The sequence below is a fragment of the Ancylomarina euxina genome, from assembly GCF_003863355.1.
In the GTDB taxonomy this organism is placed as follows: domain Bacteria; phylum Bacteroidota; class Bacteroidia; order Bacteroidales; family Marinifilaceae; genus Ancylomarina; species Ancylomarina euxinus.
The window spans coordinates 72,343-84,120 of record NZ_QQWG01000004.1 but is presented as its reverse complement, the minus strand read 5'-3'; the positions used below and the strand labels follow the sequence as shown (position 1 = coordinate 84,120).

The 11,778-nt window shown below is 36.8% G+C and carries 7 protein-coding genes; 5 read left to right on the top strand and 2 right to left on the bottom strand.

The genetic code is table 11. The annotated features are described in order from the left end of the window. Positions 1-254: 254 nt before the first annotated feature. From pflB to DWB61_RS05655, 4 genes are all read left to right on the top strand, one after another. Positions 255-2,480, top strand: coding sequence for a formate C-acetyltransferase (gene pflB, locus DWB61_RS05670; RefSeq protein WP_191984766.1), 2,226 nt, complete (start codon positions 255-257; stop codon positions 2,478-2,480). 98 nt (positions 2,481-2,578) lie between these two features. Continuing rightward, on the top strand, positions 2,579-3,304 hold the full coding sequence (gene pflA / locus DWB61_RS05665) for a pyruvate formate-lyase-activating protein (RefSeq protein WP_125029929.1): 726 nt from the start codon (positions 2,579-2,581) through the stop codon (positions 3,302-3,304). A gap of 33 nt (positions 3,305-3,337) precedes the next feature. After that, positions 3,338-4,210, top strand: a complete 873-nt coding sequence (locus tag DWB61_RS05660; RefSeq protein WP_125029928.1) for a formate/nitrite transporter family protein — start codon at positions 3,338-3,340, stop codon at positions 4,208-4,210. A gap of 281 nt (positions 4,211-4,491) precedes the next feature. Continuing rightward, a complete protein-coding gene (locus DWB61_RS05655) occupies positions 4,492-5,397 on the top strand; it encodes a bifunctional enoyl-CoA hydratase/phosphate acetyltransferase (protein ID WP_125029927.1) in 906 nt (301 codons plus the stop codon). Positions 5,398-5,532: 135 nt separating this feature from the next. Here the strand turns inward: DWB61_RS05655 and tpx are convergent, their stop codons facing one another. Both tpx and DWB61_RS05645 read right to left on the bottom strand, forming a co-directional pair. Beyond that, entirely contained in the window at positions 5,533-6,048 is a 516-nt protein-coding gene (tpx, locus tag DWB61_RS05650; protein WP_125029926.1) for a thiol peroxidase, read from the bottom strand. Positions 6,049-6,225: 177 nt separating this feature from the next. Further along, complete coding sequence (locus tag DWB61_RS05645) at positions 6,226-8,724, bottom strand: ATP-dependent Clp protease ATP-binding subunit (RefSeq protein WP_125029925.1); 2,499 nt, start codon at positions 8,722-8,724, stop codon at positions 6,226-6,228. 334 nt (positions 8,725-9,058) lie between these two features. Here DWB61_RS05645 and gyrA point away from each other — a divergent pair, with 334 nt between their 5' ends. Further along, positions 9,059-11,668 carry a DNA gyrase subunit A gene (gyrA, locus tag DWB61_RS05640; RefSeq protein WP_125029924.1) on the top strand — a complete coding sequence of 870 codons (2,610 nt, stop codon included), beginning with the start codon at positions 9,059-9,061 and terminating at the stop codon, positions 11,666-11,668. Positions 11,669-11,778 lie beyond the last annotated feature (110 nt).

Genomic DNA, 11,778 nt, shown 5'->3' with positions numbered 1-11,778 from the left:
ATCAGGGCTTTTAGTAGCTAAGATACTCCTCATAATCAAGAATATTATAAGTAAACTGTTGTATGATTGAATCTTACATGTTTTGTAATCTAGAGATTGCAAAATTATTAAATAATGCTTGCACAGCAATAATTAAAAGCTTTACTTTGCGGCCGTAAAAATGAGGGGAACTCTAATGTTTTCTGAAATTTCTTACCGGATTATCTATAATGGACGTCCGATCTACACAACCAAAAGAATTAAAACAAGTTAGCATGACTAAGATGCAATTCAAGGCCGGTGAGTGGCAAAAAACGATTAACGTAAGAGATTTCGTTAGTAATAACCTAACTTCTTACGAAGGAGATGCTTCATTCTTAACAGGAGCAACAGAACGCACAAAAAAATTATGGGATATCTGCAAGGATGCAGTTAAAGAAGAGCGCGCAAACAACGGTGTTCGTTCTATAGATACAGAAACTGTATCAACCATTGCTTCTCACGGAGCAGGATATATCGACAAATCATTGGAGTTGATCGTAGGTCTTCAGGCTGACGAACTTCTTCGTAGAGCAATGAAGCCTTATGGTGGTATTGCTGTTGTTGAGAAAGCATGTACTGAGCAAGGTCTTGAGGTTTCAGATCGTGTTAAAGATATTTTCCGCAACTTCGCAAAGACTCACAATGATGGTGTTTTTGACGCATATACTGACGAGATTCGTAAATTTCGTTCTTTAGGATTCCTTACGGGTCTTCCTGACAATTACGCTCGTGGTCGTATTATTGGTGATTACCGTCGTGTAGCTCTTTATGGTATCGATCGTTTGATTGAAGCTAAAAAGGAAGATTACAATGGTTTAGTTGGAACCATGACTGATGAGTTGATTCGCCTTCGTGAAGAAGTAGCTGAACAAATCAAAGCTCTTGGTGAAATCAAGAAATTGGGAGAAAAGTACGGCTTAGAATTAAATCGTCCAGCAGAAACAGCTCAAGAAGCTATTCAGTGGGTATATATGGGTTACCTAGCTGCTGTAAAGGAGCAAGATGGTGCTGCTATGTCTTTGGGTAACGTTTCTACTTTCCTTGATATCTATATCGATCAAGATCTTAAAGCGGGTGTAATTACTGAAGAATTTGCTCAGGAAATGCTTGACCAATTCGTAATGAAACTACGTATGGTTCGTCACCTTCGTATGAATGCTTACGATGAAATTTTCGCAGGTGACCCAACTTGGGTAACTGAGTCAATCGGTGGTAAAACGATGGATGGAAGAAGTAAGGTAACTAAAACTTCTTTCCGTTTCCTTAATACACTTTATACTCTAGGAGCTTCTCCAGAGCCAAACATGACTGTTCTTTGGTCAGATGAATTACCAGAAGGATTCAAGAAATTCTGTGCACAGGTTTCTATCGATACATCTTCTATTCAGTACGAGAATGATAAATTGATGCGTGATACTCGTAAGTCTGATGACTATGGTATCGCATGTTGTGTTTCTTATCAGGAGATTGGAAAGCAAATTCAGTTCTTCGGTGCTCGTTGTAATCTTGCTAAAACTTTATTGTTAGCATTGAACGGTGGTCGTTGTGAGAAAACTGGTACTCTACTTATCGAAGGTATTCCAGCTATGTCTAGCGACGTATTGGACTACGAAGAAGTAATGAGTAACTATATGATTGCGATGAAAGAAATGGCTCGTGTTTATAGCGATTCAATGAACATCATCCACTACATGCACGACAAGTATTACTATGAGAAAGCTCAAATGTCTCTAGTTGATACAAATCCTGCTATTAACCTTGCTTACGGTATTGCTGGTCTTTCTATTGTTGCCGATTCTATGTCTGCAATTAAGAATGCTAAAGTGACTTCTATTCGTAACGAAGAAGGTTTAACAACGGATTTCAAAATCGAAGGTGATTTCCCATTCTATGGTAACGATGATGATGCAGTAGATTGTTTCGCTGTTGAAATTCCAAATATCTTCAACAGCATGTTGAAAGATTTACCAACATATAAGAATGCTGAAGCAACTATGTCAATTCTTACTATTACATCTAATGTAGTATATGGTCTGAAAACAGGTGCAACTCCTGATGGTAGAGCAGCTGGTGTACCTTTCGCTCCAGGTGCAAACCCAATGCACGGGCGTGATTCTCATGGTGCTGTAGCTTCTTTGAATTCAGTAGCTAAAATTAACTATGAAGATTCATTGGATGGTATTTCAAATACATTCTCAATTGTTCCTAAATCATTAGGTGCAACTCCAGAATCTCGTTCAGAGAACTTAGTAACGATGATGGATGCTTATTTCATCAAAGGTGCTCACCATTTGAACGTAAATGTATTGAACCGTGAACTATTGATCGATGCAATGGAGCATCCTGAAGAGTACCCACAGTTGACTATCCGAGTATCAGGTTACGCAGTAAATTTCGTAAGATTGACTCGCGAGCAGCAGCTAGAGGTTATTTCTCGTTCTTTCTTTGAGAGAATGTAATAATTTCCATTGGAAATAAGATAATTCCGGGACTCCTATGGGGTTCCGGAATCTTTTTATAATAAGATAAGTTTTTTACTTACAACAAAAACATACAAATGCTAAACGTTCACTCATTCGAATCACTTGGAACCTATGACGGACCAGGTATTAGACTCGTCGTTTTTTTACAGGGCTGTGCATTTAAATGTTTATACTGTGCGAACCCAGATACCATTACTTTCAAAGGAGGAACTCCAGTTCCAAATTCAGAAATTATGCGTAAGGCTCGCAATCAAAGACCTTTTTTCGGTAAAAAAGGGGGGGTGACCTTTTCAGGAGGAGAACCTTTGTGGCAAGCTAAAGATTTGTCTGTTCTTTTTCAGGAGTTAAAGGATGATGGTTTTAATACCTGTATAGATACCAATGGTAATGTATTTAACGATGATGTGAAAAATCTGCTTAAAAATACAGACTTAGTGCTTTTGGATATTAAACATATTAATCCAGATTGGCATAAAACCATTACAGGTAAAACCAACGAAACAACCTTAAAGTTTGCAAAATACTTAAAGGATACAAATACACCAGTCTGGTTACGTTATGTACTAGTTCCAGGTTATTCTGATCAGGAGGATTATTTGCATGAAATGGGGCAGTATTTCAAGGACTATTCAAATATTGAGAAGTTAGAAATTCAGCCATACCATAAACTAGGGGTTCATAAATATGAGCTCTTGGGTATGAAATATGAACTTGAAGGAGTTCTAGAGAATACATCTGAACAATTGACTCGAGCTGAAGAGGTTTTAAGTCAGTATTTTAAAGAGGTAATTATTAATTAAATAGAGTTCAACTCTTTGTTAAAGATTTAAGTCATGTCTTTTAATACATTTGAAGAAACTGTTGAGACAGTAGAACGTAATGCATTTGTTACATCAAAGGAGCCTATTCCCACAGTAGCTTATACGGGATTTAATTCTCCAAAAGAAACCGTAGAAGTTGTTAATCATACAGCAGAAGCAAAAAGAGATACAGCATCTAAAAAGGTATTTGTACTTGCAGTTTTAGCTGGTGGATATATCGCTATGGGAAGTCTTTTAGCTTTAGTCATAGGTGGCGCAATGCCAGGACTAGCTCAATCAAACCCTGGTTTGCAGAAATTCTTTTTTGGTGCAGTTTTCCCATTAGGGCTTATTTTATGTGCTATTGCAGGTGCTGAATTGTTTACAGGTAATACGGCATATTTCATTCCTTCAGTTTTATCAAAACGTATGTCTGTTAAAGTTCCTTTAAAGAACTGGGCTATTGTTTATTTTGGTAATTTTGTAGGCTCACTCATAGTTGCCTACTTCCTAGTATACCTTACTGAGGTAATTATGCATTCACCTTCGATGGATTCGGCTATTAACATTGCTATTGCTAAAACATCTAACCCTTTCTACAAGACTTTCTTAAAAGGAATAGCCTGTAACTGGATGGTGGCTTTAGCCATGTGGTTAGCTTATGCAGCAAAAGATGTAACCGGTAAGATTTTAGGTATTTGGTTTCCTGTAATGGCCTTTGTTGCTATGGGGTTTGAACACTGTGTAGCCAATATGTTCTTTATTCCGGTTGCCATTTTTCATGGTGCGGATATCACCTGGATGGATTTTATTGTGAAAAACTTAATTCCAGCGACTTTGGGTAATATTGTAGGAGGAGCTTTATTTGTAGGAACGGCTTATTGGTATACTTACGACAAAAAATAAAAACAAGCTTGCATTGTTTCAAAAGCAGTAACCTTTAAGGTTGCTGCTTTTTTTTATGGCAACAGATTTAGAAAGTTTTATCATTCCAATTAATGAGTACTTACATATTATAAGGGAAATCTTCTTATTTACGATAAATATTAATTTTTAGATTGATTTTTAATACAAATCATACATTATTTTATATTTTTGCCTTACAGTAAAGATGAATATCTTTAGAAGGCTTACTTTTGAATTCATTCATCAAACAACAACAAATACAAACACCAAAATAATTCAAAATGATTACACGTTTAGATCAAGTCATTGACACTCTTAAGAACAATGAAAAGAAGAGATTGATAGCTGCCTATGCTAACGATTCTCATACTATTGGAGCTGTAAACGATGCTGTAGAATTAGGTATTGTTGATGCAACTTTGGTAGGTGACCAAGCCGAGATTGCAAAAACATGTAAAGAGCATAATTTCGATATGTCTCGTTTTACAATTGTTCATGAGCCCAATGAACTTAAAGCAGCACAAAAAGCTGTCGAGTTGATCAATAATGGTGAAGGTGATATGATCATGAAAGGTCTTGTAAGTACGGATAAGTACATGAAAGCCATTCTTGATAAAGAAAAAGGTTTGATGCCTCCTAAGGCTGTTTTAAGTCATGTAACAGTGATGGAAAACCCTAATTACCACAAGCTTTTGGTTGTAAGTGATGTTGCTGTTATCCCTCAGCCAGACTTGAACCAAAAAATTGCGATCACGAACTATGTAATTAAAGTGGCACAAGCTTTAGGTATTGAAAAGCCAAAAGTAGCTATGATTGCTGCTTCGGAGCAGGTGTTACCAAAGATGGATGCTTGTGTTGATGCTGCAATTATCTCAAAGATGGCAGATCGTGGACAGATTAAAGGTGCTTACGTTGATGGTCCTTTAGCTATTGATGTTGCCATTGACAAAGAGTCAGCTGAGATTAAGAAATTAGATTCGATGGTTGCTGGTGATGCTGATTGTATGGTTTTCCCAAATATTGAAAGTGGAAATGTTTTCTATAAGGTTAACACAAAGTTGGCTAAGGCTGAATTGGGAGCAATGGTAATGGGAGCGAAGGTGCCTGCTATTCTTTCTTCTCGTGGTGATAGTGTGAAGACTAAATTATATTCTATTGCAATGGCAGCTCTTGTAGCTTCAAAATAGTAATGCAATTAGATCTCTCTCTCTAAGAGATTGATAAAAGACAATTGACTAGATTAATATCTGGTCAATTGTCTTTTTTTTATAAAAAAAAGATCAGTTCAAAGAACTGACCTTTAACATCTTAGTGGTAATTATTTACACTAGAGCTTTAGCTGCTTCAAGTGCTGCATCAAAGTTCGGAGCATCAGTTACTTCGGGTACATATTCAACATACTGAACGATATTCTCTTTGTCGATAACAACCACACCACGAGTAAGCAAACGTAATTCTTCGATAGCAAAACCAAACTTATAGCCAAAATCCATCTCTTTGTGATCAGAAAGAGTGATTAGGTTTTCGATTCCTTCCGCACCACAAAAACGCCCTAATGCAAATGGAAGGTCATTTGATAAAGTAATGATTTGTACATTATCGCCTAAATTAGAAGCTTCTTTATTGAAACGGTGAGCTTGTGCAGAACAAACCCCAGTATCAACAGAAGGGAAAATAGAAAGAATCTTTACCTTCCCGTCAAAATCAGATAAAGAAACAGGAGCTAAACCTTGGTTAATAGCAGTGAAATTCTCTGCCTTGTCACCTATTTTTACTGGGTTTCCTACAAGTGTAATTGCACCACCGGCAAAAGTAACTTTAGTGTTGTCTTTGTTCATTTGATTTGTATTTTAATGTTATTAAATCGTTTAAATAAGAAATAGGGATTATAATCTCCCTTTTTAACTCAATTGAGTATCAAAGATAGTAATATTCATTATTTAAACTAAATACGAATAGGGTTTTTATTGAATAATATGAAAGAAAAAATGCCAGCAACGCTGGCATTTTTACTGTTACTCGACTTCCTTGTTTTGTTTTAGAATCTTAGTTGTTATTTTTTCTTTAGTCTTATCCAAACCGACTGATATCGTATCTCCCTCTGTTAAAGAAGCTCGAATAATAACCTCGGCCATTTCGTCTTCCAAATATTTTTGAATGGCTCTTTTTAGAGGGCGAGCACCAAATTGCACATCGTATCCTTTTTTAGCAATAAAATCTTTTGCTGCAGTTGATATCTTAACATTAAAGCCTAAATCTTCAACACGGCGGTATAAACCTTTCAATTCAATATCAATTATCTGATGAATATGTTCTTCGCTCAATGAGTTGAACATAATTAAATCATCCACACGATTGATAAATTCTGGTGCAAAAGCCTTGCGAAGAGCCTTCTGTATAATATTGGTCGAATAGTCGTTATCTCCACTGCCTTTCGATTGGAATCCTATTCCCTTACCAAAATCTTTAAGCTCTCGTGAACCAATGTTCGAAGTCATGATTACGATACAATTTTTAAAATCAACTTTTCGTCCCAGAGAGTCAGTTAATTGTCCGTCATCCAACAATTGTAGTAAGATGTTAAATACATCAGGGTGTGCCTTCTCTATTTCATCGAGGAGGAGCACGGAATAAGGCTTACGTCTCACTTTCTCAGTCAATTGTCCACCTTCTTCGTAACCCACATATCCTGGAGGGGCTCCAATTAAACGCGAAACAGCAAATTTTTCCATGTATTCGCTCATATCGATTCGAATAAGGGCATCTGTACTGTCGAATAGATATTCGGAAAGAACTTTGGCTAAGTGAGTTTTACCAACACCGGTTGGACCCAGGAATATAAATGAGCCAATAGGCTTATTCGGATCTTTCAAGCCTGCACGGTTTCTTTGAATGGCCTTTACAATTTTTGCAATGGCATCATCCTGACCAATAACTCTGTTCGTAATTTCAGAGTTCATTTGAAGTAGGCGAGTACCTTCGGCTTGAGCAATACGTCTAACAGGAACACCAGTCATCATGGCTACAACCTCAGCAATATTATCTTCTGAGACCTTTTCTTTCTGCATACTCAAATCTTTCTCCCACTTTTCTTTTTCATTTTCTAGCTCATCCATCAATTGTTTTTCCTTATCTCGGAAACTAGCAGCTAGTTCGAATTTTTGAGCTTTAACCGACTTAATCTTATTCTGGCGTGTCTCTTCGATATTCGCTTCAAGTTCTTCAATAATTTTTGGAACCAGGATGTTAGAGATGTGTACTCGAGAGCCAGCTTCATCAAGAGCATCAATCGCTTTATCTGGCAAATGACGATCACTGATATAGCGAGTGGTCAATTTCACACAAGCTTCAATAGCATCAGGTGTATAAAATACATTGTGATGATCTTCATATTTCTCCTTAATATTATTTAGAATTGAGATGGTTTCTTCAACAGAGGTTGGCTCAACCAAAATTTTCTGGAATCGACGCTCTAAGGCACCATCTTTTTCAATGTTCTGACGATATTCATCAAGAGTTGTTGCTCCAATACATTGTATTTCGCCGCGAGCTAAGGCTGGTTTAAGCATATTAGCCGCATCCAATGAGCCTGTTGCACCACCAGCACCCACTATGGTGTGTATCTCATCTATAAAGAGGATTATATCAGTTGTTTTAGCCAATTCATTAAGAATCGCTTTCATTCTTTCTTCAAACTGACCACGATACTTAGTCCCAGCTACAATAGAGGCCAAGTCGAGCGTGACTACGCGCTTATCGAAAAGGACTCTGGAAACCTTTCTTTGAATGATTCTCAGAGCAAGACCTTCCACAATTGCAGATTTACCAACACCTGGTTCACCAATTAGAATTGGGTTGTTTTTCTTACGTCGACTTAGGATTTGAGCCAAGCGCTCAATCTCAATCTCACGACCAACAATGGGGTCGAGTGTACCTTCTTCTGCAGCTTGAGTAATATCTACACCAAAATTATCGAGAACTGGAGTGTTTGACTTACCTGTACCAGCTTTGGGGTTGTTACCGTGCATGCCACCACTAGCACCTTCTCTTTCTTCCGATGGAAAATCAGCTTGAGCTTTGGGAGAGTTGGCATTAATACTATTTTTCACAACATTATAGTCTATGTTTTTAGCATCTAAATAGCGTGTTACCAAACATTTTTCATCCTTAAGGATAGCCAGTAACAGATGGCTGGTATCTATCGTTTGGTTTTTTAAAGCTTTAGCTTCAAGATATATGAGTTTTAAAACACGTTCTGCTGACTTTTGCAATGGAATCTCTTCCTGATCCAATCGGTCTAAGCTTGTATTTTGAAGCTTAAATTCTAAATCATGTTTGATATCAAGTAGGCTAATTCCGAGGGAATTAAGAATGCTAATGGCAACGCCTTCACCTTCACGTAGTATTCCTAGAAATAGATGTTCAGTTCCGATCGCACTATTACCTAATCTTTCAGCTTCATCTTTGCTAAAAGAGAGGACATCTTTAACACGTGGTGAAAATTTTGAGTCCATATATATCTGTTTTAGTTGTGTATTTATCTTATTCGTCTTTGGTGAATTTAATAAGAATATTTTTATTCGAAGTAAACTTGACTTAAAATTATATCGATTTTAATAGCCTTTTAGACTAAATAACGAAGATTAAAGGGGTTAACATCATCGATTTTAATATAGGTAAAATATTTATCTTAATTGGACTTTAATTCCACCTCAATTATTGTCAAAATTGCACATATTTTTTTACTTTTGTCTTTCTGTGATTTGAACTGTTAAAAGAATACTTTATCTGATCAGAACATAGAAATTATATTTCCCATTTAAGAATAGAATCTAAAAGAATAAATATATGACCACGGGAGAAAGAATCATACGCATTAATATTGAAGAGGAAATGAAATCAGCTTACATCGACTATTCGATGTCAGTTATTGTTTCCCGAGCTTTACCAGATGTTAGAGATGGACTTAAGCCTGTTCACCGCCGAGTATTATTCGGAATGAATGAGTTGGGTATTGCAGCTAATAAACCTCACAAGAAATCAGCTAGAATCGTTGGTGAGGTATTGGGTAAGTATCATCCACATGGTGATAGTTCAGTTTATATGGCCATGGTTAGAATGGCTCAGTACTGGTCTTTGCGTTATCCTTTGGTTGATGGACAAGGTAACTTTGGTTCGGTTGATGGTGATAGTCCTGCGGCTATGCGTTATACTGAGGCTCGTATGAATAAAATTGCGGAAGAAATACTTGCAGATTTGGATAAGGATACGGTTGATATGTCTCCTAACTTCGATGAAACCTTGAAAGAACCTACTGTTCTTCCTACTCGTATTCCCAACCTTCTAGTAAATGGAGCTTCGGGTATTGCTGTCGGTATGGCAACTAATATGCCTCCTCATAATTTAACGGATACCATTGATGCGACCATCGCTTATATCAACAATAACGATGTTTCAATCGATGAATTGGTTGATATAATTAAGGCTCCAGATTTTCCAACAGGAGGTATTATTTATGGTTATCAAGGCGTAAAAGAATCATACGAAACGGGTAGAGGAAGAGTCGTTGTTCGTGCCAAAACCAATATCGAAATTACTGATACAGGTCGCGAGAAAATTATCGTGTCGGAAATTCCTTATATGGTTAATAAGGCCGAAATGATTATGAAAGCGGCTGATTTGATTAACGATAAGAAGATTGATGGTATTTCTAACGTCAATGATGAGTCGGACAGAAACGGTATGCGTATTGTATTTGACTTGAAGCGTGACGCAATTGCCAACGTCGTTTTAAATAAGCTATTCAAGTACACTCAAATGCAATCTTCATTTTCCGTGAATAATATTGCATTGGTGAAAGGACGACCAAGATTATTGAATCTAAAAGAATTGATTCATTACTTTGTTGAGCATCGTCATGATGTGGTTGTTCGTCGTACAGAATTCGAATTAAGACAAGCTGAAGCTAGAGCTCATATTCTTGAAGGTTTGATTATTGCTTCAGATAATATAGATGAAGTAATTAAGATTATTAGAGGTTCTAAGAGCCCCGATCTAGCTCGTATTGCCTTAATGGAACGTTTTGACTTAACTGACATTCAGGCAAAAGCAATTGTTGAAATGCGCTTACGTCATTTAACTGGACTTGAGCAAGACAAATTAAGAGGAGAGTACGATGAAATCATGAAATTCATTAGTCACTTAAAGGCTATTCTTGAAAACCATGATTTGCGTATGGAAATTATAACCAATGAACTTCTGGAAATCAAAGCGAAGTATGGCGATGAAAGAAGAACTGAAATTGTTTATGCTTCAGAAGACTTTAATCCAGAAGATTTCTACGCAGATGAAGAAATGGTGATTACTATTTCTCATATGGGTTATATCAAACGCACACCATTATCTGAGTTTAAAACTCAAAATAGAGGCGGTGTAGGAGCGAAGGGATCTACTACAAGAGATGAAGATTTCCTTGAGCATATGATTACCGCGAGCATGCACAATACCATGCTGTTCTTTACAGAAAAAGGTAAGTGTTTCTGGTTGAAAGTATACGAAATTCCGGAAGGATCAAAACAGTCGAAGGGTAGAGCAATTCAAAATCTATTAAATATCGAGCCTGATGATAAAGTGAAAGCTTATATCAATGTTTTGAACCTTAAAGAAGAAGAATATATTAATAACAATAACATCATTTTATGTACTAAGAAGGGTGTTGTTAAGAAAACGTCACTTGAGGCTTATTCTCGTCCTCGTGTTAATGGTGTAAACGCTATTACCGTGCGTGAAGGTGATCAATTATTAGAGGCTAGATTAACGAATGGCACAAAAGAAATTCTGATTGCTGCTCGTTCAGGAAAGGCGATTCGATTTGCTGAAGATCAAGTTCGAGCAATGGGAAGAACTGCATCCGGAGTAAGAGGTATAACCTTACGTGACGAGTCTGACGAGGTCGTTGGCATGGTTTGTGTGGAGAATGCTGATCAAGACATCATGGTTGTTTCTGAAAACGGTTATGGAAAACGTTCCAAGGTTGATGACTATCGTATGACTAATCGTGGTGGTAAAGGTGTTAAAACCATCAATATTACTGAAAAAACTGGCGAATTAATTGCATTAAAATCGGTATGTGATACTGATGATTTAATGATTATCAACAAATCAGGTATTACAATTCGATTAGCAGTGGCTGGATTAAGAGTAATGGGGCGTGCAACTCAAGGTGTTCGTCTAATTAATTTGAGTAAAAAAGATGACTCTATTGCTGCTGTAGCTAAAGTAAATGCTGCTGGAGAAGAAGAATTGATAATTGATGAAGATGCTGTAGAAGCAATTGTTGAGCAAACCGAAACTCAGCTTGAAACACCAATCGAGAATCAAGTGGATGAACAAGTTGAAAAGAAAGACGATGATCAGCCAAATAAGAGCATAGATGGTGAGCAAACAAGTCTGTTTTAATACTTAGATTAATTATAAAGAAAATGATCTTGTTTAAATTGTCGATTTATGGATTAAATTTGTACGAGATTCTTATACAAACAAACTATAGAATGAAGCTTTCTTGCTGA